The sequence below is a fragment of the Methylobacterium organophilum genome, assembly GCF_022179465.1.
Taxonomy (GTDB): Bacteria; Pseudomonadota; Alphaproteobacteria; order Rhizobiales; family Beijerinckiaceae; genus Methylobacterium; species Methylobacterium organophilum.
In genome coordinates, this window is the sequence record NZ_BPQV01000014.1 from 64458 (window position 1) to 86548 (window position 22091).

Consider the following 22091-nt stretch of genomic DNA (forward strand, 5'->3'; position numbering starts at 1 on the left):
CTGAGCGGAGCCACCCGCAACACGCAGCGAGCCCCGAGCGAGCTTCGTGCAGCGAACCCATGCGCGACGGCGAGTTGACGCTGGCGATGGGGTCTGCGACCCGCAGGTCACGGCCTCTGCCTTGCTTCGGCGGGCAGGCTTGGCCTGAGCCCGGGGCCGGAATGCGGCCTCGCGAGGATGGTCGCTGCCACGGCGCGTCAACCCGAGGCAGCGCTGGGAGGTGTGGATGACGACGACGATCGACAGCGGCCAGAAGCTTCACCTCGTGTTCGGCGGCGAACTCGAGGATCTGGACAGCGTGCGCTTCCGCGACGTGAAGGGCCTCGACATCGTCGGGATCTTCCCCGATTACGCCTCCGCCCAGACCGCGTGGCGGGCCAAGGCTCAGGCCACCGTCGACAGCGCGCAGACCCGCTACTTCATCGTGCACCTGCACCGCCTGCTGGAGCCCTGAGCGCCGGCGCCCGCCAGCTGGGTGGGGAGGGCGGGCCGTGAAGGCATTGTGACACCCTGCCGCCACTGATAAGAGCGCCCCCGTCGGGACGAGAGTCGTGTGCCCTCCGACGGTTTTCGCGCGGGATACCCGTCGTTTGCGAGAGTTTGCGAGCCTTATAGAGAGCCCGGCAATGAAGTCGTCGATCAAGATCATCGCCGGCAACGCGAGCCGTCCGCTCGCCGAGGCGATCGCCGCCTATCTGGAACTGCCGCTGGCGAGCTGCATGGTCCGGCGCTTCGCCGACATGGAGATCTTCGTCGAGCTGCAGGAGAACGTGCGCGGCGAGGACGTGTTCATCGTCCAGTCGACCTCGTTCCCCGCCAACGATCACCTGATGGAACTGCTCATCATGATCGACGCGGCCCGGCGCTCCTCCGCCCGCCGCATCACGGCAGTAATCCCCTATTTCGGCTATGCGCGGCAGGACCGGCGCACCTCGGGCCGCACGCCGATCTCGGCCAAGCTCGTGGCCAATCTCATCACCGAGGCCGGCGCCGACCGCGTGATGACGCTGGATCTCCATGCCGGCCAGATCCAGGGCTTCTTCGACATCCCGACTGACAACCTCTTCGCCGCCCCGGTGATGGTGCGCGACATCAAGGAGCGGCTGCCCCCGGGCGAGCGCATGGTGGTCTCCCCCGACGTCGGCGGCGTGGTGCGCGCCCGGGCGCTCGCCAAGCGCATCGACGCGCCGCTCGCCATCGTCGACAAGCGCCGCGAACGTCCCGGCGAGTCGGAAGTGATGAACATTATCGGCGACGTAAGCGGGCGGTCCTGCATCCTCGTCGACGACATCGTCGATTCCGGCGGTACCCTGGTGAACGCCGCCGAGGCCCTACTGAATGCCGGCGCCAAGGACGTCTCCGCCTACATCACGCATGGGGTGCTCTCGGGCGGCGCGGTCTCGCGCATCGCCGCCTCGAAGATGAAGGAGCTCGTCATCACAGACTCGATCCAGCCGACCCAGGCGGTGAAGCTCGCCCGCAACATCCGCGTGATCGGCATCGCCCCGCTGCTCGGCGAGGCGATCGGGCGTACGGCCACGGAATCGAGCGTGTCGAGCCTCTTCGTCTGAACCGGCAGCTCCCGCTCGCGACCGACCCCGCTCTTCTCAAGGGAGCGGGGTATTTCGTGTTTTGCAATAGGTATTTATTCCTTATATGGGAGGTGAGCCTACCATCGCGCCTCCTACCGAGCCTTTTGATCATTGTGCAAATTTACATTTAGACACCGCGCAAACTCATAGGAGCCTCCTGCCTGCAAACCAGGTTCGCCAACCGGGAGACAGGCCATACTCAAGCTGTCGACGTCCTCCTGCGCGGGCGGGCCGCCCGGGTGCGTAAGGAGATCTTCGACCGCAACGCGCTGCTCGTCCTGGAGCAGCAGATCGGTAAGACCCGCGCCGGGCTGGAGTGCAGCCGTCAGCCCTGGCCCTCGCGTGGCCGGCGACAGAGCGGAAGCACGTCGCCAGGACGAGGTCGAAGCGCGCACCCGCGCGCTGGAGACCCAGGCGATCGCCGCGCTCAGGGGCAACCGGGAGGATCTGGCGGAGGAGGAGGCGTCGGCCATGGCCGAGCTGGAGGCAGAGCGCGACGCCCTGCGCACGGCCCGGGCCCGCTTCGCGGCGGAAATCGCCCGGGTCCGCGCCCACGTGGCCAATGCCTCGAAGCGCCAGGGCGAGTTGGAGCGCGGCCGGCGGGTCACGGGCGTGAACGAAGCCGTACGGCGCCTCGGCGCGGGCGCGTCCCGGCAAGATGCCGCGACCCTACGCGAGGTAGAGACTAACCCTGGCGCACATTCAGGCGCTTCAAGCAGAGGCGGCCGATGTCGAGGCCGCCCTGGCCGAGGCCGGGCCAGGACATCGCCGCGCGCATGGAGCGCGAGGGCTTCGGTTCGACCCGCCGCCCGGACGGCGACAGCATCCTCACGCGCCTGCGCCGCGTGGCCGAGGCACCGTCGCCCGATGCCGCCCACGCCTGATCCCGACACCCCCATCCTCAGGAGGACGAGTTGGCGCGCGGGTTGCCTGGGCGAGGGTATCACCTCTCGAGTCCTCCCATGCATTTCCAGTGGATCGCCCTTCGCTACTTCCGTGAAACGGTTCAGGCCCGCTCCATCCGGAAGGCTTCGGAGACGCTCAACGTCGCGCCCTCGGCGGTGAACCGGCAGATCATCAAGATCGAGGAGCAACTGGGCGCGCCACTGTTCGAGCGCAGTTCCCGCGGCCTCAAGCTGACCGCAGCGGGCGAGCTCTTCTATCGCTGGGTGCTCACCAGCCAAGGCGGCCTCGACCAGACCATCACGGAGATCAACGACCTGCGCGGCGCGCGCACCGGGCACGTCACCGTGGCCTGCGAGGAGGGCATCGCGAAGGATTTCCTGCCCGCCATCGTCCGCGCCTTCCGCGCCAAGCACCGGCAGGTCGGCTTCACGCTGCAGGTTCACGACATGCAGGACGTGGTGGCGCGGGTCGCGGAGGGGCAGGCCGATCTCGGCCTCGCCTTCAGCCCCATGCCCGATGCGAGGGTGCGGCGGCGCAGCCAGGCCTCGATGGCGATCGGCGCGGTTCTGCACCCGGCCCATCCCCTCGCGGTGCGCCCCGAGATGAAGCTCTCGGACCTGATCGGCGAGACGCTGGTCCTGCCCGACAACGGCTTCTCGACCCGCCAGATCTTCAATGCGCAGCTCGGCGGCGATGCCGAGCTGCTCTTCGCACGCCGGATCGAGACCAATTCCTTCGAGACCATGACCGCCCTGATCAAGGCGGGCATCGCCATCGGCGTCCGCTCGCAGATGGGCATCGCCGGCGAGATCGCCAGGGGCGACGTGGTGTTCGTGCCCTTCGAGCGGCGCTCCTTCCCGCCCGAGACCGTCACCCTGCTCGTCAAGGGAACGCGCATCCTGCCCGCGGCCGGCGCGCATTTCGTCGAGGCGGTGGATGCGGCCCTGCGGGCGCTCACGGAAGAGTCCCGCTGGGCCGCCCCGCAGGCGGACAGCTTGGCCCTCAGGCCGTCGGCATGAGGGCGCAGCCGTAACGCTTGATCAGGTTGCAGGTGTCGTGGTCGACGACGTTGGTGTCGGCGAGCTCGAGATTGAAGAAGCTCTGCTCCTCTCCCTCGAAGAGGGGGCCGGCATGCCACGTGCCCTTGTAGAGGGCCACCGCCGCATCGCCCGGGATGCGAAACACCTTGATACTTTCGAGCGTCGGCGCCTCCGCCTCGCCCGGCGCCGCGACACCGAGATACCAGGTCTTGCCGCCGACGGAGGCAAGAGTCTGGGTGACTGCCTTGTGCCGGGTGATGCGATGGATCGTCAGGCCCCGGGCGGGCAGGCGCATGGCGTAGAAGCGGGGCGTGCCGGCGGAGAAATCGAGCTGGGCATCCTGCGGCCCGAAGGGCACACCGTCCTCCATGGGCACCACCACCGTGCCGAAGGGCGCGAAGGCCTCCGGCGTGAGAGCGTGGATCGGGACGGCGCGGGTCTCGGCAACGGCCTCGGGCGCGGTCTCAGGCGTGCTCATGAGAAACCTCTTCGGAAACGGGGGCAGGGAACACCGCGCGGTGGCGGATCTCGAAATCCTCGGGCAGGTCGAGCTCGGCCTCGGCATAGGCCTGGAGGGCGGGCAGGAAAGCCCCGGCCTGGAGCACGAACAGGCGCTGCGTGATGCCGCGGACCACCCGTGGCAGGGCATGGCGATGCCCGCTGATCGACGCCGTATGCGGGCCGTGGCTCACAGCGCTCGCACCGTTGAAGCAGAAGACGCGGGTAACCCAGGCATCGGCCGCCTCCCGCGGGGTGAAGCTGAAATCGGTGGCCAGGAACGGATAGGCGGCGAAACGCTCGTCCTCCTCCCCCGGCTCCGGACGGTAGCGGTCGGCCCACCGGGCGATCACCGGGGCGATGGACCGCAACTCGGGCCGGGCGGCGAGATCGACCGCGACGCCGGTGGCGCAGAGCAGGTGGTCGCAGGCAAGCGTCCCCCGCGGGGTCTCGACCGCGATTGCGTCGCCGGCCAGGCGCACGGAGAGCCACGGGCTGCCGGGATGCAGATGGAAATCCGGATTGGCCATGGCCATGGCGAAGCCCCGGGGTGCCGGCGGCTGATCGACCCGCCGGACATGGCGCGCCACCCGCCAGCGCGTCGCGCAGTCGAGATCCGGGAAATGCGCGAGCATGCCTGCATTCTCCAGGTGGCGATGGGGATTGGCCCGCGGCAGGCGCTCCCGGCGGAAGCACAGGTCGACCCGGGCCGCGCCAGCGGCGAGCGCCGCGTTGGCGTTGTCGAAGGCCGAGGCGCCGTGGCCGAGGATGGCGATGCGCTTACCGCGCAACCGGGCGAAGTCGATGAAGCCGTTGGTGTGGTCGTAGCGGTCCCGGGGCAGGGCGGCGCTCACGAATTCGGGCACGTCCCAGCCCCCGGCCCCGTCGAAGCCGGTGGCGATCACCACGTTGCGGGCATAGCGCAGGACCTCGCACCCGCCCTGAATGGCCGCGACTACCACGACATCGGCATCCTCCGGCGCGGGGCGGATATCGATCACAGCGGTTCCGCTCTCGACCGCGAGGCCCAGGGTGTCCCGATACCAGCGTAGATAGGCCGCCCAGTCCCGGCGGGGGATGCGCTGCAGGGCGTCCCAGGCCCCGGCGCCATAGCGGGCCGCGTACCAGGCGGCGACCGACAGGCTCGGGCAGCCGAACTCAATGCCGTTCAGGCCCTTGGGGGTGCGCAGTTCCTCCATGCGGGCGAAGCTGTCCCACACGCCCTCCTGGCCGGCTGGAGCCCGGTCGAGGAGCACGACGTCGTCGACCCCGTCCCGGCGGAGGGCGGCCGCCGTCATCAGGCCGGACTGGCCGCCGCCAACGATGAGGGCCGCGTGGATCGGCGCGCCGTCCGGCCGCCGCGCCGGCGTGACCCAGCGCGCCGACGGATAGGACAGGGCCTCGAGATCGGCTCGTGCCCGGGCGGCGAGTGCGTCGAGCGCTGCATCACCAGTCGTCGCGGCCGTCTCGGCGCGGCAGGCATGGCTTCGCCCGGACAGCGCGCCCATTGGTCTCTCCTGATGCTCCCCGCTCCTTTGCGGTGACGAGATCTGGCGCGGGCGCCGGCATCTTGGGAAGCCTCATGTTCCGTACGAGGCGTGCGCGTTTCGGCAACGAGCGACCCCGCGATTGTTGCCGCCGTAGAGCGGGCGCGCTCGGTCCGGCACCGCGACATCCGGCCCGGTGTCGCCGAAACGCGTCGCGTTGCCCTTCCGGCAACGGAGGGCGCGAAACTTGCTTCTTCGTGCCGCGGGCAGGCCCGTGCACAAGATCGGCCAGGCGCGAACAGGGCGGCCACGAGGCCGCCGCAGAGAGGGAGTCGACCCGTTCCATGCTGCCCTACAGCTTCGAGACCCCCGATTCGGTGAAGGCGTTCCGGATCGGCCCGAACGACACGAACTACTTCGCGATGCTGTTCGACGAGACGAAGGACGCGATCGACAACATCTTCGTCATCGAGATCTTCAACGTGGGCGGCGCCACGCCGCCCAACGAGCATGCCGCCGCGCACGAGTTCTTCTACGTGCTCGAAGGGGAGGGGATCGCCCGCTGCGAGGACAAGACCATGCCGATCAAGAAGGGCGACGCGCTGCTGCTGCGCCCGGGCAGCGAGCACGTCATCCAGAACACCGGCAAGGGCAAGCTCTACACGCTCACGGTGATGACCCCGAACGAGGGCTTCGCCGAGCTGATCCGCCGCGGCGAGCCGGTCGCGCTCGACGCCGAGGACATGCGGGTTCTGCGCGGCCAATGAGCGAGGACGCGCTGTTCGCGGGCACGGCCCTGCGCCCCCTCGGCGCGAGCCCGCGCAACCAGTGGCAGGTCGATGCGCAGCGGGTCAGCCTGCTGCGCGGTCCCGGGCCGCAGCGGCCGGTGACGGTGGAGGACAAGGGCCGGGCGATCACCTTCGACCTCGCCCGAACCGCCTGCCTCGTCGTCGACATGCAGAACGACTTCTGCCACCCGGACGGCTGGCTCGCCCATATCGGCGTCGACGTGAGCCCGGCCCGCCGGCCGATCGAGCCCCTGCAACGGCTGCTGCCCGCCCTGCGCGGGGCGGACGTGCCGGTGATCTGGGTGAACTGGGGCAACCGGCCGGACCGGCTCAACCTCAGCCCGGCTCTGCTCCACGTCTACAACCCCACTGGCGCCGGCATCGGCCTCGGCGACCCCCTGCCGAAATCCGGCGCGCCGGTGCTGCAGCTCGGCAGCTGGGCGGCGGAGGTGGTGGAGGAACTGGCGCCCGATCCGCGGGATATCCAGGTGGCGAAGTACCGGATGTCGGGCTTCCCCGACACGCCCCTCGCCAGCATCCTGCGCAATCTCGACGTGACGACGCTGCTTTTCGCCGGTGTCAACCTCGACCAATGCGTGATGTGCACCCTGCAGGACGCCAATTTCCTCGGCTATGACTGCCTGCTGCTGGAGGATTGCGCCGCCACCACCTCGCCGGACTTCTGCACCCAGGCGACCCTGTACAACATCCGCCAGTGCTTCGGCTTCGTCACGGACGGGCCGGCCCTGCTAGGCCAGCTCGGATAAGGCTCAGAGCCCATAGCGCGCCCAGGCGGCCCGCTCCTCGAGGGCAGCCAGCGCCGCCTCGGGCAGGGCAGCGGCGGCGCTGCCCGGCGTGCCGCGGCGGAGCAGGCGGCCGAGGAGCGAGCCCTTGGCATCGGCCACGAGCCGCAGGTCAACCTTGTCGCCGTAGCGCGCCCGCAGGGTGCCGCGCAGGTCGCCGAGGGCGTCGACCAGGCCGAGGGGTAGCGCCTGCCGCCCGCTCCAGACCGCTCCGGTGAACAGGTTCTCCCCCGGCGGCAGCTTCGGCCGGCGCTCGCTGACGAGCGCGGTGAACAGCGCCTGCACGTCGGCCTGAATCCGCTTCAGCCGCTCCACGTCGGCCGGATCCTCCGGCCGGAACGGGTCGAGCATGGCCTTGGCCTCGCCCTGGGTGTGCACCCGGCGCTCGACGCCGATGCGCTCGATCAGCCGGTCGAAGCCGAATCCCGCCGAGACCACGCCGATCGAGCCGACCAGCGAGGTCGGGTCGGCGACGATCTCGTCGGCCGCGCAGGCGATCATGTAGCCGCCCGAGGCCGCGACATCCTCCACGAAGGCGAAGACCGGGACGTCCTTCTCCGCGGCCAGTTGCCGGATGCGGCGGTAGATCAGGTGCGACTGGGCGGGCGAGCCGCCGGGGGAATTCACGATCAGCGCCACCGCCTCGATCCGCGGCATGGCGAAGGCGCGCTCCAGGGCCGGGCCGAGGGTGGCGATCGACAGGCCCGGCCGCAGGGGGGACAGGGCGCCGATCGTGCCGCTGAGGCGCAGAACCGCCACCCGCGGGCGGGGATCGCGCCAGCGCTTCGGCAGCAGCCGGCGGAAAACGTTCGGACGCGCGCTCTTGCCCGGCATGCTGCCCCTGAGGATCTCGATCTCGACCATAAGCCGGGCGGCTTCGCCACCTCGGCCGTCTCCTGCGTAATCCGCCGCGGCCCGGCGCGCCATCCGCAGCCGCCGACAGAAGCCTCCCGCGGCGCCGGATCGGGCTGCCTGCGCGAACCGTTTCGCCCCGCCGATCGTTCCTCGGCCGCCCGCAAGCCGTCCTGCGGGATCGCGGCAAGCGTCAACGGACGGATCCACGAGGAGGAGTACGCGAGGATGCGTGTGTTGAGATGGATGATCCTGGCGATCGGCATGCTGGGGGGCGCCGTCGGCCTCTCGGCGAGCGCCGGGGCGGCGCCGCTGCCGGCCAGCGCCGCGGTCGCGGGGATGGAGGGCGCCCTCGTCGCCAAGGCGCATTGGCATGGGCGGAGACGATACTGGCATCGCCGGCACTGGGGCTATCGCCCGTACTGGCACCGGCGCCACGCCTGGCATCGCCGACACTATTACCGCCGCCCGGTCTATTATCGCCCGGTCTATGGCTGGCGGCGCCATCACTACTACCGGCCCTATGGCTGGCGCCGCCATTACGGCTGGGGGCATCGCCACTGGGGCCACCATTATGGTTGGCGCCACCGTCACTGGGGCCACCATCACGGCTGGCGGCGCTTCTGAGGCCCCCGCCTCACGCTCGCGACAGGAAGACCGAAGGGTGCCCAGACGGGCGCCCTTTTTCGGGGGGGGGCGAGGATGACGGCCCTGAGTCCGCGCCCGCTTCGGAAGCGGCTCGACGGTTCTCGCCCCCACCCGACCGTTCCGAACCGTCGGCGAGCGTTCCGGAACCAGTCGTTCGGTTGCGGATGGCTTGCCCGTTGCCCATAAGCTCAGGTCGATCTTGGAAGAACGGCGCCGTTCACACGACATCCTTGCGGGATCAGACAACCGCTTGAGCCATCTCAGCGAGCTTGGCGACCGTGTTCATGTTCCGAGCCGTCCCCTGCTTTTCACTGGGTATGCGAAGTCGGGTGGTCCCTATTCCATCCGGATAGAAAATGAATAGCTCGCGCTTGCCCAAGCGCACCTGCTCATTTTTGAGTCCTGTCACGCCGTCGATCGGATCGGCCGGAAGCGTCCCATCCACGAACAGGGCCATGACCCGATTGCCAGGCGAAGCTACAAACGGGTTGCGGGCGAGCGTGTCAGCGATCTCAGAGGCGGTCCGCACGATCACACCGACATTCCTGCCTGCATAGGTATAGAGCTCACTCTCAAGCGCGGATCGCACCTCGGCCTCCGAATCCCCGCTTCGGAAAACAGCGTTCCCGCTGGCGATATAGGTTCTCACCTTCTCGAACCCGACCGCCTCACACATCTGGGCCAGCGTCGTCATCGGCAGCTTGCCGGTACCGCCGACATTCACGGCGCGAAGCAAGGCCACATATCCGGTCACCGTCTCACTCCGCCATTTCGCTGACGCCGCCAAGCCATATCACGACGGCATCACCGTCTTCCCCCGCTCACCCCTCAAGCCATCGCTCTCCACGGTGAAGCGCCTCCGCCTGCGGGGTGAAGCGGCCCTCCGCATCCTGCAGGACGAGGGCCGGCAGCAAGCGGAAGGGGGCGCGGCTGCCCTTTCGGCCCGTGAGCAGGATACGGATCGCCGGATCGCCGGCCCGGGCGTGGACCGGGCGGAGCGCGAGATCGCCGAAGCGGTTGCGCAGGGCGTCGAGGCAGGCGGGCAGGGCATCGGCGCGGTGGATGAGGCCGAGGCGTCCGCCGGGCTTGGCCTGATCGGCGCAGGCGCGCATCCAGGCTTCGAGGCCGCCCGGCGCGAAGCCATGGGCCGAGGCCTTGCCGGCGATGGGGGAGGGGCGGTGGCGCCCCCCCTCGAAGAAGGGCGGGTTGGTGAGCACCACCTCCGCGCTCTCCCCCGCGAGCCCGGCCGCCCGGCGGGCCGCGCCCGGCGCCAGCAGATCGGCGCAGAGCACCGCGACGCGCTCCGACAGGCCGTTCTCCGCGGCGTTGCGGCGGGCGAGGTCGGCCAGCGCCGGCTCGCGCTCCACCAGCACCACCCGGCAATCCGGCGCGCGCCGGGCGACGGCCAGGCCGACCGCCCCCGTGCTCGCCCCGGCATCGAGAACTGTGCCCGCCGCGTCGGGACCCAGCAGGCTTGCGAGCAGCACCGCATCCGTGCCGGCGCGATGAGCGCCCCGCGGCGGCTGGCGCAGCCGCAGACGGCCTCCGAGCCAGTCCTCCGGCTCCGGCGGATCGCCGGGCGCAGGATCGGGCAGGGCGGCGGGCTCAAGCGCCATCGCCGTGCCCTTGGTCATCGCGCAGCTCGTTGGCGAGCCCGGCATCGGTGAGCAGGCGCCGAGCCTGGCGGGCATGGTCGTCCGGCACCAGCAGCCGCCTCGGGAAGGCGCCGATGGAGCCCTCGATCACGCTGACATGTTCGTCGGCCACCAGCACGGGAATCGCCGCCCCTTCGAGCAGGGAGCGAGCGAAGCCGACGAGGACGATGTCGTTGGTGCGGATCAGCTCGGTCACGGCAGGCTCCGGGCAGGGTCGCCCGGCTTAGCACCGGGAGCCGACGCTGTCGCTGAGGCCCGATCCGCCGATCCTTGGCGATCAGCTGGATTTGGGGCGGGACACGCACGGCATAGGGCGACCCGCGGCTAAGGGGCGTGTTGCGACACCGCACGCCCCGTGCGAAGGGGTCGGCCTACGGTTGCGGTCCGGCCGCGCCATCGCAAGGAGGCATCGCGCTTGGGCGTCGTCGTATCCCTGGATGAGAGCCGTCCCGATCCGGAGGCGAGCCTCACCGATCTGGTCGCCCTGGTGCGCGAGGGCATGGAGAAGGTCAACGCGACGATCCTATCGCGCACCGGCTCCGACGTCGCCATGATCCCGGAAGTCGCCAACCACCTGATCGCCTCCGGCGGAAAGCGCCTGCGCCCGATCCTCACTCTCGCCGCCGCCGATCTCTGCGGCTATGCCGGGCATGACGGGGCGGTAAAGCTCGCGGCCTCCGTCGAGTTCATGCACACCGCCACGCTCCTCCACGACGACGTGGTCGACGAGAGCGACATGCGCCGCGGGCGCGTCGCCGCCCGCATCAAGTGGGGCAACGAGGCGAGCGTGCTGGTGGGCGATTTCCTGCTCGGCCAAGCCTTCCGCATGATGGTGGAGGTGGGCTCGCTGCGCGCCCTCGACATCCTCTCCGCCGCCGCGACGGTGATCGCGGAGGGCGAGGTGATGCAGCTCACCGCCGCCAAGAACACCGAGACCAGCGAGGACGAGTACCTCGCGGTGATCCGCGCCAAAACGGCCGAGCTCTTCGCCGCCGCCTGCGAGGTCGGGCCGGTGCTCGCCGAGCGGACCCGGACGGAGCAGGCGGCCTGCCGCTCCTACGGCATGAATCTCGGCATCGCCTTCCAGCTCATCGACGACGTGCTTGATTACGGCGGCACCAGCGCGGCTCTGGGCAAGAATGTCGGCGACGATTTCCGAGAGGGCAAGATCACCTTGCCGATCGTGCTCGCTTTCCGCCGGGGCAGCGACGCGGAGCGCGCCTTCTGGCGGCGGACCCTGGAGCAGGGCGAGCTCGGCGAGGGCGACCTGGAGGAAGCCCTCGCGATCCTGCGCCGCCATCGGGCGCTGGAGGACACGATCGAGCGGGCCCGCCATTACGGCGCCATGGCCCGGGACGCCCTGGCGCTATTCCCCAAGAGCCCGATGAAGTCGGCCCTGCTGCAGGTCGTGGATTTCTGCATCGCCCGGGCGCACTGACGGCGGCCGGCAGGCGCTGTCAACCACAAGACGTTCAGCGCCGACAGGCGCTGTCGGCCGGGAATCGCGCTGCCGTCAGCGCAGCCAGGTCGGCGCCACCCACCAGAGCGGGTTCTGCGCCCGGATCGCCCGGGCCGCCCGCACCGCGTCCCGGCGGTCAGTGAACAGGCCGAACACCGTCGCGCCGGAGCCCGACATGCGGGCGAGGCGGCAGCCGGGCTGTCCGCGCAGGGCCGCCAGCGCCATCCCGATGACCGGGGCCACGCTCAGCGCCGGGGCTTCGAGATCGTTGCGGGCCGGCGTCACCGCCGCGAGCAAGGCGGCAGCGTCGAGGCCAGGGGCGATCTCGGGATGGGCGGCGCCGGGCAGCGTCTGGCCCACGGCGAGCCCGAGGGCCTTGAAGACCGGAGCCGTGGCCACCGGCACGCCAGGATTGATCAACACCGCCGGCACCGGCGCGAGGCCGAGCCCCGGTCCCACCGCCTCGCCGGCGCCACGCATCATCCGGGCACGGGGGTCGAGGCAGACGGGCACGTCAGCGCCAGTGGCGCGGGCGGCTGCGACGACGGCCGGATGATCGAGGGGCAGGTCATTGAGCCGGGCGAGCAGCCGCAGGGCAGAAGCCGCATCCGAGGACCCGCCGCCGATCCCCGCCGCCACGGGCAGGCGCTTCACCAGATGAAAAGCACCGAGGCGCAGACCGGGAACATGCTCGGCAAGACGGCGCACCACGCGCAGGACGAGGTTGTCGTCGGTCGGCCCCGCGGGACCGGCAGTCGGGCCGCTCACGGCGAGGGACAATGCCTCGCCAGGGATCAGGCTCAGGATGTCGGCGGTGCCCGCGAAGGCGACGAGGCTTTCGAGGACGTGATAGCCGTCACCCTCGCGCCGCCCGAGCACGTGCAGGGTCAGGTTGATCTTGGCCGGAGCGCGGGCGATGAGGGCGGACACGGGCTCTTCCGGCAGGGTGACGGGCGTTCGGCGAAGCTTCGCGCGGCGTTTACGCGGGCGCGGCGGGATCGGCAACCGCGCGGCCTCCGCGCTTGACGCGGAGGCGCCAGCCCGGTTGATCGACGTCTTCCCCGTTTCCCGAAAGCCCTCCCATGACGCCGCCCGACGGCCCACCCCGTTTCCGCAAGCCCTACCGGCCCCGCCCGCAGGGGCCGCGCCCCCCGATGCCAAAGGCGCGGGAGGGGCTCGACCACGTGGTGCTCTACGGCTGGCACCCGGTCTCGCAGGCGCTGTCGAACAGCGGCCGGCGCCTGCACCGGCTGCTCGCGACCGAAAACGCCGCGGCCCGGCTCGCGGAGGAGATCGGGACCATGCCGATCACGCCGGAGATCGTGCGCCCGGCGGCGATCGGCAGCCTGCTCGGGCCGGATGCGGTGCATCAGGGCCTCTACCTCGAGGCCGACCCGCTCTCCGCACCGGCCCTCGACGCGATGCCGGACGACGCCCTGCTCATTGCCCTCGACCAGATCACCGACCCGCACAATGTCGGCGCGATCGTGCGCACGGCGGCTGCTTTCGGCGTCACGGCCATCGTGACCACGGCGCGCCACTCGCCCAACGCGACCGGGGTAATGGCGAAGTCCGCTTCGGGGGGGCTGGAGCACGTCCCGATGGTGGTCGTGCGCAATCTCGGCGACGCGCTGACCACCCTGCGGGAGCGAGGCTTTTCCTGCATCGGCCTCGACTCGGACGCGGAGACGGATCTCGAGGCGCTGACACCCCGGCGCCCGGCGGTGATCGTGCTCGGCGCCGAGGGCAAGGGCCTGCGCCACCGCACCCGCGAATGCTGCGATGTGCTCGCGCGGATCGACTTCACCGGTGCGATCCGGAGCCTCAACGTCTCCAACGCGGCAGCGATCACCCTCTACGCGCTGACGCGGAAGGGGAACGGGGCGGCCTGAACCGCCCCCTCCCGATCAGGCGGAGGCAAGGGGCTTCGACACGTCCTCCAGGGAACGGCCCTCCGCCTTGGTCCCCCAGACCCCGCCGACGATCGCCGCCACCGCCATCAGCGCGGCGCCGAGCAGATAGCCGCCGAGCACCCAGTCCCGCGAGCCTGTCTCGACCAGGCTGCCGAACAGGAGCGGGCCGGAGACCCCGCCGATGCCGGTGCCCAGGGCGTAGAAGGCCGCGATGGCAAGGGCGCGGATTTCCAGGGGGAAGGTTTCGGCGACCGTGAGATAGGCGGAGCTCGCCGCGGCGGAGGCGAAGAAAAACACCACCATCCAGGCTACCGTCTGACCAACGGCTCCGAAGCTGTCTCCGAGGAACAGGAAGCCCACCCCGGCGAGAAGAACCGCCGAGATGCCGTAGGTGAAGGCGATCATCGGCCGCCGCCCGATCGTGTCGAAGAAGCGCCCGAGCAGCAGCGGCCCCAGGAAGGAGCCCAGGGCGAAGGGCAGCAGGTACCAGCCGACATGCTCGCCGGGCACCTGATAGAAGCGCTCGAGCACCAGGGCATAGGTGAAGAACAGGGCGTTGTAGAAGAAGGCCTGCGCGATCATCAGCGACAGGCCGACCAGGGTCTGGCGCCGGCTCGTCACGAACATGGCGTGGGCCACCTCCGAGAGCGGGGTGTGGTGGCGCGTCCTGAGCTTCAGGCGCCGGCTCTCGTCGGGCGGGGGCAGGGTGACGCCGTCGTCGGTGAAGCGCTTCTCGATGCCGGTCACGACCCGGTCGGCCTCGGCGGCGTAGCCGTGGGTGACGAGCCAGCGCGGGCTCTCGGGGATCCAGGTCCGCAGGAGCAGGATCACGAGGCCGATGCCCCCGCCGACGAAGAAGGCGATGCGCCAGCCCCAGGCCGGATCGATCATGCCCGGCCGCAGCACGACGATGGACAGGAAGGAGCCGAGCGCCGCCCCGATCCAGAACGAGCCGTTGATGACGAGGTCCGTCCAGCCGCGGACGCGCGCCGGGATCAGCTCCTGGATGGTCGAGTTGATCGCCGTGTACTCGCCGCCGATGCCCGCCCCGGTGAGGAAGCGGAAGAGGCAGAAGCTCCAGATGTTCCAGGACAGGCCCGTCGCCGCGGTGGCGGTCAGGTAGAGGGCCAGCGTGATGAAGAACAGCTTCTTGCGCCCGATCCGGTCGGTGAGCCAGCCGAAGCCGACCGCGCCCGTGACCGCGCCGACGAGGTAGGAGCTCGCTGCGAGCCCGACATCGAACTCGGTGAAGGACATCGGCGCCTGACGGAGCGCCCCGACCAGGGAGCCGGCCAGCGTCACCTCCAGGCCGTCGAGCACCCAGGTGATGCCCAGGGCGACGATCACGAGCAGGTGGAAGCGCCCGAAGGGCAGCCGGTCGAGCCTGGCGGAAATGTCGGTGTCGACGACGGTGCCCATCGCCACGCGTTCGGGCGCCGTGCCCCCGGTCGCTCCTTCCGCCTTGCTCGCCATCGACGCCTCGTTAACCGTGGTTGCAGACAGGTGTTGGCAACGCCCGGCGGAATCCGAGGACCGCTTCCGCGCACCAGCAAGCGGAAACGCTTCAAGCGGCGCAATGGACCCATTCACCGGGCCAAGCCGCCATGATCAATCTTTCGAGGATCGCACTTCTCACCCTCACCGTCGCGGGAGGGTTCTTCGCCGCGCAGTTGCTCGCCACCGGGTCGGGCCAGGCCGCCGATGCGACGGGGGGCTCGGACGCCACGGGCATCTGGTCGCTCCGGCCGCAGCGCTCGGCGCCTGAATCGGAACCGTCCAGGGAGCTGCGGCTGCCGCGCTCGGTCCCGCTCTCCGCCCTGCCGGGCGAACGCCGCTCGGTCCGCGTGGTCTACCAGGGCTACGGACCGACGGGCAGCACGGCACGGCCGGCCGGCGACTGAGCGATCAGCGCGCCATATTCACCCAGCGCACGAGGTCGGCGAGCACCTGGCCCAGGGCGGCATCGAGGCCGACCGCAGCACTCCGCGCATCGACCTTGCCGACGGGCACGCGGGCCGTGAAGATGCGGGCATTGACGACCCGGCCGGTTCCCTCGGCCACGAGCTTGGCGGAGAGGTCCACCACCGCCTCGCCCGAGCCGGCCTGGATGTCGAATTCCCGGATCTCGCTCACGAGCTGATAATCCGAGACCACCTTGTCGCCGGGCCGCGTCACCGAGCGCAGGCGGCCCGAATTCTCCAGACTCTGGATCAGCCGCGTCTGGATCAGACGTGGCAACCGGTCGGCCCACTGGCCACCGCCCAGGAAGGAGAGGGAGCCGCCCGGCTCGCGCACGATGATGCGGTCGGCCTCGAGGGGCTGCAGCCCCACCGGCTCCGAGACCATGATCGCGCGCGCCGCGCCACCGGTACGGCTCGAGGGCGGTAGCGCCGCGAGATCGAAGGTCAGCGGTGCGCTACCGCCCCCGCAGCCGCCGAGGGCCACGAGCAGACAGGCGAACACCGCCGCTCTTGCCGGGGATCCCGCCTCCCGCCGCAACCGCATCGGGCTCGGCATGGAGAAGCCAGGGGTGATAGGCGCGATCTGCAACTGGTCCGTCCCTTCGCCGCGAAGCGGCTCGGCCAACGTCTTCATCCTTAAACTAAAGCAAAGCACAAGCGTTGCCGTGCGCCCCGGCACAACGGGTGCGGTCGGGTACGGTTAGCGGCCGCCGTTGTATTCCGGCAACGACGGCCTCCCGCCGAAAATCACCTGCGAGGGGTCGCGCTCCAGGCTCTTGGCGGCGCGGTTCAGGGTGTTGAGCGTACGCTGCCCGTCGCTGGAGAGTGCCTCGACCTCGCGGCGGCTCGAACCGGACAGACGGTTGAAGCTCGTCGAGATGTTGGCGGTGCGCTTGTCGAGATTCTCCGACAGGGTCCGGAAAGCCCGGCCCGCGTCGCGCACCGAAATCGCCGCCTCGCGCACCTCGGCGAAGGTCGAGGATCCCTGCTGGCCGGAAGCCGAGCCGAGGAAGCTCTCGGCGCCCTTCAGCACGGCATCGACGCGGTCGGCGGACGCGTTGAGCTTGGCGGCGAGGGAACGGGCATCGTGCAGGCCGGCCTCGATATCCGGGCTTGCCGTGGCGAGCGCGCCGGAGAAGCGGTCGGCATTCTCGATCACCCGGTTGAGGCGCTGGCCGTCCACCGCCTTGACGAGGCCGGCGATCGAGGGGCCGGCCTCGGCGAGCGTCTTCGAGAAGGCCTCGACGTTGGCCAGCGTGCGGTTGATCGCGCCCTCGTTGCCGGCCACGACCTTGTCGAGCCGCTGCAGCACGTCGTCGGCACGCTGGGCGATCTGCTTGGCGGCGGCCATCATGTCCTGGATGTCGCTCGAATCCGCGAAGATCGTCGGCATCTTGTCGCCCGAGCCGGGCTGGAGCGGGGGCGCGTCGGCGCTGCCGCCGGACAGGGCGATCTGCGAGACGCCGGTGAGCATCGCGGAATCGAGCCGGGCCCGGGTGTCGGCGCGCAGGGGCGTCGAGGGATCGACCTGGACGACCGCCTCGACCCGGCGCGGATCCTGCGGCAGCAGGCGCACTTCCGTCGCCTCGCCGACCTTGATGCCGTTGAACGACACCGTGGAGCCCTTGGCGAGGCCCCCGACCGAGCCGGAGAAGATCACCCGGACGAACTGGGTGGCCTGACCGCGGGAGCCGCCCTGCAGCCAGAACACGAAGCCGAAGGCGGCGATGACCACACCGACGGTGAAGGCGCCGATGAGGGCGTAATTGGCACGCGTCTCCATGAGCTCAGCCGTTTCCCTGATCCATCGAGGGCGCGCGGTGCGGGCCCGCACCGACGCCGCGGCCGCCCGCGCGGCGGGCCTCAGGCGCGAAGCTGCGCATGACCGTCTCCCTGATCCCTTGCCGCGTGTTCGCCCCCGCCGGTGGCGATGGCCCGCGCGCGCTTGCCGTGGAAGTAGGAGCGCAGCCAGGGATGATCGCTCGCGAGCATCGCCTCGATCGGCCCCTCGGCGATGATCTGTCCGTCGCCCAGAGCCGCGATGCGGTCGCAGGCGGTGTAGAGGCTGTCGAGGTCGTGGGTGACCATGAACACGGTCAGGCCCAGCGTCTCCTTCAGCGTGGAGACGAGATCGTCGAACTCGCCGGCGCCGATCGGGTCGAGGCCCGAGGTCGGCTCGTCGAGGAACAGGATCTCGGGATCGAGGGCCAGCGAGCGGGCGAGCGCGGCCCGCTTGATCATGCCGCCCGACAGCTCGGAGGGATACTTGTCGGCGGCGTCGGGCTTGAGGCCGACCATCTCGATCTTGAGGCGGGCGAACTCGTCGAGCAGGCGTTCGGACAGGTCCAGATGCTCCCGCATCGGCATCTGGATGTTCTGCTTGACCGTGAGTCCGGAGAACAGCGCGCCCTGCTGGAACAGCACGCCCCAGCGCTGCTCCAGCTGGCGGCGGCGGGCGAGGGTGAGCCCGTCCACGTCCTCGCCGAAGATCTCGATGGTGCCGGAGCGCTTCGGCACGAGGCCGAGGATGGTCCGCGTCAGCACCGACTTGCCCTGGCCGGAGGGGCCGACGAAGCCGAGGATCTCGCCGCGATAGATGTCGAGGTTCAGCCCCTTCATCACCGTGCGGTGGCCGAAGCCGACCACGAGGTCGCGCACGCGGATGATCGCGTCGCGGGCCTGCGGGGGACGAGGGCGTGCGTTCTCGCTCAAAGCTCGGGTCCCGGGCTTCTCAGAAGTCGATGGCCGCGAAGAAGACAGCGAAGAGCCCATCGAGCACGATCACCATGAAGATGGACTTCACAACTGAGGCGGTCACGTGGCGGCCCAGCGACTCGGCCGAGCCTTCCACCGCGAACCCCTCGATCGTGGCGATGATCCCGATGATCAGCGCCATGAAGGGCGCCTTGATCAGCCCCACGGCGAAGTGGTGGAACGAGACCGCCACCTGCAGCCGCGAGACGAAGGCGTCGACCGTCATGCCGCCATAGATCGCCGAGGTCAGGCCGCCCCCGGCGATGGCCGCCAGCGAGGCGAGGAAGGCGAGGAGCGGCAGCCCGATCACCAGGGCGAGGATGCGCGGCACGATCAGGATCTCGATCGGGTCGAGGCCCATGACGCGGAGCGCATCGACCTCCTCGCGCATGCGCATCGAGCCGATTTCGGCGGTGAAGGCCGAGCCGGAGCGGCCCGCCACCATGATCGAGGTGAGCAGCACGCCGAGCTCGCGCAGGATCAGGATGCCGATCAGGTTCACGACGAAGCTCTGGGCGCCGAAGCGCTGAAGCTGGAAGATGCCCTGCTGCGCCACGATCCCGCCCACGAGGAACGAGATCAGCGCGATGATCGGCACGCCGCGATAGGCGACCTGCTCGATCTGGTTGACCAGGGCCGCGCCGCGGAAGGTGCCCGGGCGCAGGGCCACGCGGCCGCAGGCGCTGATCACCTCGCCGAGGAAGGCGAGGCCGGCCACGCATTCGTGGCCGATGGTCACGGTGCGCCGGCCGATGGTCTCGAACAGGCCGACGATGCCGCCCCGACCGCGGGGCGGCGGCGGCTCGGCGGCGCGCAGATGCATCTCGCCGAGAAGAATGCGGTGCTCGGGCCGCGCCCCGGCATAGGCGAGCCGGCCGCCGCGCTGCTCGATCTCGCTGCGGGTCCGCTCCAGCACCCAGGCGCCGAGCGTGTCGAGGCGGATGACGTGGGAGAGGTCGATCAGGACCGCCTGGCGCGCGTCCTGCTCGGCGATGCCGGCGCAGGCCCGCTCCACCGCGGCGCCCTGATCGGCGGTCCAGCGGCCGCGCAGCAGGAAGCGGCCGCTCGCCGGATCGAGATCGGCCGTCGCGGCATCGGGGGCGAGCGCGCTGTCGTCTCTGCGCAGGACCATCATTCCGTTTCCGCGTCGAGGCGGCGCAGGTTTATGGAAACATCCTCAACGGACCGTTTCCGAAAGGCATGATGCAGCATCCGCGCCGCTTCATGGCGCGATCAAGGCAGCGCGCCGGGCGAGGACGCCGCCGCGTGCGGCAAGGCACAAGCCCGTGAGCGCCAGCGGCGCCATCGACAGGAACGTCGCCGCACCTCCGGCCTGGGCGTAGACGAGGCCGCAGAGCAGGGTCGAACCGGAGGCGACGAGGGCGGTGGCGGCGCTCACCGTCCCCTGCGCCCGGCCGCGGGCCCCCTCCGGCGCGAGCTGCGAGACGGCGGCCATGGCGCCGAGCTGCGTCGCGCCGAAGGTGAAGCCGTGCAGGAGCTGGAGGGCGAGGGCCGCCGGAAGCTCGGTGCCGTAGGCGGCCATGCCCACCGCCCGGACGAGGGCCGCGCCGGCCCCGAGCCCGATCATGCGGAAGGGCGAGCGCCAACGCGCAGGCACCTTCCGCACGATGGCGAAGAGGACGATCTCCGAAGCGACGCCGATCGCCCAGAGGGCGCCGATCCAGCGCGGCGCGATGCCGTGCGCGGCCCAGTGGATCGCTCCGAAGGCGTTCACCGCGGCATGGGTCGCCTGGATCGTCGCCGCCGCGGCGATGGCGAGGCGCAGCTGGTTCGGCAGGCGCGGCCCGGGCGCCTCCCCGCCGGGGGAGGCCGGCCGGGCGGGGCTGCCGGTCTCGCCCACCGCCAGCGCGACCGCGCCCGCGACGAGCGAGAGAAGCGTGAGAAGGAGCGGCACGGCGAAACGCTCGCCGAGCAGGCCGAGCAAGGCGCCGCCGGCGAGGTTCGCCACCAGGAAGCCGACCGAGCCGCCCATGCGGATGCGGGCATAGTCGAGCCGCGCGGAGCGGCGCACCGCGGCGAGCGTCAGGTAGTCGATGCAGGGCACGAGCGAGGCGCCGCAGAGCGCGTTCAGCGCCACCAGCCCGGCGAGGGGCGCCCCGCCGAACCCGGCCGCAAGCGGCATGGCCGCATAGGTGAGGCCGCCACCGAGGCTCCCCGCGATCAGGAGGGCGCGGGCGGGCACGCCCCGGTCGATCAGGGACATCAGCGGCGCGGTCGCCACGATGCGGATCACGATCGGCAGGGCGATCAGGGCGCCGATCACCCGCGGATCGAGCCCCAGGGCGTTCAGCCAGACCGGCATGAACGGCATGGCGATGCCGATCTCGACGAACACGAAGGTGTAGAGCAGCGTGAGCCGGACGGGATCGGGCTCGGGCGTCGGCGACATCGGAAAGGGGAATTCCGCGGAAATGGCTCGGCGATGCCGGTCGTAAGCCTGCGTTAAAGGCCCCGTGTCAAACTGCGCGGAACTTCGAAACGTGCCGGCCGGTGCGGGCGCTGCGCCCCGTGCCGACGGGCCCGAAGCGTGTGGTGTTCATGTCGAGTTCCCGTTCGCTGACGCCGCTGGACGCGTCCGAGTACGACCTGATCGAGGCCGCGGTGCGCGAGACCGCCCGGGGCCGCTGGTTCCTGTCGGAATTCGCCCGGCGCAACCGCAACGCCGACACCGATCTGCTGCTGAACGCGATCGGCCGACTGGAGAACGCCGTCACCAGCGATCGGACCGGGGAGGGCGTCGGCCGCCTGCGCGGCGACCTGATGGACATGGCCGACGCCATCGCCCGGACCAAGGTCGAGATCACCGCCCTCAACGCCCCGGAGCGGGACCAGAGCCGGCTGACCATGGCCTCCGAGGCCCTCGACGCCATCGTGCGCGACACCGAGCGGGCGACCTCCGACATCCTGGGCGCCGCCGAGAACGTGCAGGAGGCCGCCTGGACCCTGCGCGAGACCGGCGCCGATGCCGGCGTCTGCGACGAGCTCGACCGCCGGGCCACCCAGATCTACACGGCCTGCTCCTTCCAGGACCTCACCGCCCAGCGCACCGGCCGCATCGTCCATACGCTGCGCTACTTGGAAGAGCGCATCGCCTCGATGATCGCGATCTGGGGGGAGCCGATCGAGCCGGCCCCGTCCGCGCACGAGAGCCGGACGACGCCGACGACCTTCGACCTCAGCCAGAGCGACGTCGACCGCTTCATCGACATGGAGCCGAATGCCGAGGCGCCCACGCCCAAGGCGCCGCTTCCGGCAACCTCCGCGCTCGCCGACGATCTCGTCTTCCTGCCGGAGGTCCCGGAAGCGGCCGAGATCGCGCCGGTGGCCCCGGTCGCGGCCCTGGCGCTGGTGACCGAGGACTTCGTCCCGGAGGAGGACCTCGCCGAGGAGGGCAGGGTCGAACAGGCCGCCGTCGAAACGGCCGAGATGCCGGAGAGCCCGGAAGCGGCGTTGGCGGACGCGGCGAGCGACCCCGAGCTCGAGGACGAGCCGGTCCTCCTCGCGATCGAGCCCGAAACGCCTCCGCCGGCCACCGAGCCTGAACTCGTCGTCCCCTCCGACGACGTCGAGGCCTTCGACGCGGAGGTCGAGGCCGCCCCCGCGGAAGCCGAGACCAAAGCCGAAGCCGAGCTGGGCGAAGTCGATCTCTCCGCGGTGTTCGGCGATCTCGACAGCCTGACGATCGAGGAGAAGATCGCGCTGTTCTCGTGAGCA

At 70.6% G+C, this 22091-nt stretch carries 24 protein-coding genes; 11 read left to right on the forward strand and 13 right to left on the reverse strand.

What is annotated here, in order from left to right; genetic code table 11:
* Positions 1-226 precede the first annotated feature (226 nt).
* From MFF21_RS20400 to MFF21_RS20415, 4 genes are all read left to right on the forward strand, one after another.
* Complete coding sequence (locus tag MFF21_RS20400) at positions 227-454, forward strand: DUF4170 domain-containing protein (protein ID WP_238313459.1); 228 nt, start codon at positions 227-229, stop codon at positions 452-454.
* 172 nt (positions 455-626) lie between these two features.
* A complete protein-coding gene (locus MFF21_RS20405; protein ID WP_238313461.1) occupies positions 627-1571 on the forward strand; it encodes a ribose-phosphate pyrophosphokinase in 945 nt (314 codons plus the stop codon).
* A gap of 749 nt (positions 1572-2320) precedes the next feature.
* Positions 2321-2476, forward strand: a complete 156-nt coding sequence (locus MFF21_RS20410; protein ID WP_238313463.1) for a hypothetical protein — start codon at positions 2321-2323, stop codon at positions 2474-2476.
* Between the two features lie 78 nt (positions 2477-2554).
* A complete protein-coding gene (locus tag MFF21_RS20415; protein ID WP_238313464.1) occupies positions 2555-3517 on the forward strand; it encodes a LysR family transcriptional regulator in 963 nt (320 codons plus the stop codon).
* Here the strand turns inward: MFF21_RS20415 and MFF21_RS20420 are convergent.
* Together MFF21_RS20420 and MFF21_RS20425 are read right to left on the reverse strand one after the other, a co-directional pair.
* Complete coding sequence (locus MFF21_RS20420) at positions 3501-4016, reverse strand: ureidoglycolate lyase (RefSeq protein WP_238313466.1); 516 nt, start codon at positions 4014-4016, stop codon at positions 3501-3503. The two genes, MFF21_RS20415 and MFF21_RS20420, sit on opposite strands and share 17 nt — an antisense overlap.
* Positions 4003-5544 (reverse strand): NAD(P)-binding domain-containing protein, encoded by a 1542-nt coding sequence (locus tag MFF21_RS20425; RefSeq protein ID WP_238313468.1) that lies wholly within the window; start codon positions 5542-5544, stop codon positions 4003-4005. The genes MFF21_RS20420 and MFF21_RS20425 overlap by 14 nt, the downstream gene beginning before the upstream one ends.
* A gap of 323 nt (positions 5545-5867) precedes the next feature.
* Between MFF21_RS20425 and MFF21_RS20430 the strand changes: the two genes are divergently transcribed.
* Complete coding sequence (locus MFF21_RS20430) at positions 5868-6290, forward strand: cupin domain-containing protein (RefSeq protein WP_238313470.1); 423 nt, start codon at positions 5868-5870, stop codon at positions 6288-6290.
* Entirely contained in the window at positions 6287-7078 is a 792-nt protein-coding gene (locus MFF21_RS20435; protein WP_238313472.1) for a cysteine hydrolase family protein, read from the forward strand. The genes MFF21_RS20430 and MFF21_RS20435 overlap by 4 nt, the downstream gene beginning before the upstream one ends.
* Positions 7079-7081: 3 nt before the next feature.
* On the opposite strand, the gene MFF21_RS20440 is transcribed toward MFF21_RS20435, so the two are convergent.
* The gene (locus MFF21_RS20440) at positions 7082-7948 is read right to left on the reverse strand and encodes a S49 family peptidase (RefSeq protein ID WP_238313652.1); all 867 of its coding nucleotides are present in this window, start codon (positions 7946-7948) and stop codon (positions 7082-7084) included.
* A 246-nt stretch (positions 7949-8194) separates the two neighbouring features.
* On the opposite strand from MFF21_RS20440, the gene MFF21_RS20445 reads away from it, so the two are divergent.
* Positions 8195-8593 carry a hypothetical protein gene (locus MFF21_RS20445; RefSeq protein ID WP_238313474.1) on the forward strand — a complete coding sequence of 133 codons (399 nt, stop codon included), beginning with the start codon at positions 8195-8197 and terminating at the stop codon, positions 8591-8593.
* Positions 8594-8852: 259 nt separating this feature from the next.
* On the opposite strand, the gene MFF21_RS20450 is transcribed toward MFF21_RS20445, so the two are convergent.
* The 3 genes from MFF21_RS20450 to MFF21_RS20460 all read right to left on the reverse strand — a co-directional run bounded on the left by MFF21_RS20450 (position 8853) and on the right by MFF21_RS20460 (position 10465).
* Positions 8853-9368, reverse strand: coding sequence for a DUF1697 domain-containing protein (locus MFF21_RS20450; protein WP_238313476.1), 516 nt, complete (start codon positions 9366-9368; stop codon positions 8853-8855).
* Between the two features lie 67 nt (positions 9369-9435).
* Positions 9436-10230, reverse strand: coding sequence for a tRNA1(Val) (adenine(37)-N6)-methyltransferase (locus MFF21_RS20455; RefSeq protein ID WP_238313654.1), 795 nt, complete (start codon positions 10228-10230; stop codon positions 9436-9438).
* On the reverse strand, positions 10220-10465 hold the full coding sequence (locus MFF21_RS20460) for a putative signal transducing protein (protein WP_238313478.1): 246 nt from the start codon (positions 10463-10465) through the stop codon (positions 10220-10222). Before MFF21_RS20460 ends, MFF21_RS20455 begins: the two co-directional genes overlap by 11 nt.
* 219 nt (positions 10466-10684) lie before the next feature.
* Between MFF21_RS20460 and MFF21_RS20465 the strand changes: the two genes are divergently transcribed.
* Positions 10685-11707 carry a polyprenyl synthetase family protein gene (locus MFF21_RS20465; RefSeq protein ID WP_238313480.1) on the forward strand — a complete coding sequence of 341 codons (1023 nt, stop codon included), beginning with the start codon at positions 10685-10687 and terminating at the stop codon, positions 11705-11707.
* 75 nt (positions 11708-11782) lie between these two features.
* Here the strand turns inward: MFF21_RS20465 and MFF21_RS20470 are convergent, their stop codons facing one another.
* Positions 11783-12658 (reverse strand): 4-(cytidine 5'-diphospho)-2-C-methyl-D-erythritol kinase, encoded by an 876-nt coding sequence (locus MFF21_RS20470; RefSeq protein ID WP_238313482.1) that lies wholly within the window; start codon positions 12656-12658, stop codon positions 11783-11785.
* A 152-nt stretch (positions 12659-12810) separates the two neighbouring features.
* Here MFF21_RS20470 and rlmB point away from each other — a divergent pair, with 152 nt between their 5' ends.
* Entirely contained in the window at positions 12811-13620 is an 810-nt protein-coding gene (rlmB, locus tag MFF21_RS20475) for a 23S rRNA (guanosine(2251)-2'-O)-methyltransferase RlmB (RefSeq protein WP_238313484.1), read from the forward strand.
* Positions 13621-13635: 15 nt separating this feature from the next.
* Here the strand turns inward: rlmB and MFF21_RS20480 are convergent, their stop codons facing one another.
* The gene (locus MFF21_RS20480; RefSeq protein ID WP_238313486.1) at positions 13636-15114 is read right to left on the reverse strand and encodes an MFS transporter; all 1479 of its coding nucleotides are present in this window, start codon (positions 15112-15114) and stop codon (positions 13636-13638) included.
* A gap of 131 nt (positions 15115-15245) precedes the next feature.
* Here MFF21_RS20480 and MFF21_RS20485 point away from each other — a divergent pair, with 131 nt between their 5' ends.
* The gene (locus MFF21_RS20485) at positions 15246-15542 is read left to right on the forward strand and encodes a hypothetical protein (protein ID WP_238313488.1); all 297 of its coding nucleotides are present in this window, start codon (positions 15246-15248) and stop codon (positions 15540-15542) included.
* A gap of 4 nt (positions 15543-15546) precedes the next feature.
* On the opposite strand, the gene MFF21_RS20490 is transcribed toward MFF21_RS20485, so the two are convergent.
* From MFF21_RS20490 to MFF21_RS20510, 5 genes are all read right to left on the reverse strand, one after another.
* The gene (locus tag MFF21_RS20490) at positions 15547-16146 is read right to left on the reverse strand and encodes an ABC-type transport auxiliary lipoprotein family protein (RefSeq protein ID WP_238313655.1); all 600 of its coding nucleotides are present in this window, start codon (positions 16144-16146) and stop codon (positions 15547-15549) included.
* Between the two features lie 156 nt (positions 16147-16302).
* Positions 16303-17385 (reverse strand): MlaD family protein, encoded by a 1083-nt coding sequence (locus MFF21_RS20495; protein WP_238313490.1) that lies wholly within the window; start codon positions 17383-17385, stop codon positions 16303-16305.
* A gap of 80 nt (positions 17386-17465) precedes the next feature.
* Positions 17466-18221: an ABC transporter ATP-binding protein gene (locus tag MFF21_RS20500; RefSeq protein ID WP_308445695.1), complete on the reverse strand. Its 756-nt coding sequence runs from the start codon at positions 18219-18221 to the stop codon at positions 17466-17468.
* 112 nt (positions 18222-18333) lie between these two features.
* Entirely contained in the window at positions 18334-19488 is a 1155-nt protein-coding gene (locus MFF21_RS20505; RefSeq protein ID WP_238313494.1) for an ABC transporter permease, read from the reverse strand.
* Between the two features lie 90 nt (positions 19489-19578).
* Positions 19579-20766: an MFS transporter gene (locus MFF21_RS20510; RefSeq protein ID WP_238313495.1), complete on the reverse strand. Its 1188-nt coding sequence runs from the start codon at positions 20764-20766 to the stop codon at positions 19579-19581.
* 149 nt (positions 20767-20915) lie between these two features.
* Here MFF21_RS20510 and MFF21_RS20515 point away from each other — a divergent pair, with 149 nt between their 5' ends.
* The gene (locus MFF21_RS20515; protein WP_238313498.1) at positions 20916-22088 is read left to right on the forward strand and encodes a hypothetical protein; all 1173 of its coding nucleotides are present in this window, start codon (positions 20916-20918) and stop codon (positions 22086-22088) included.
* The last annotated feature ends 3 nt before the right edge of the window (positions 22089-22091 follow it).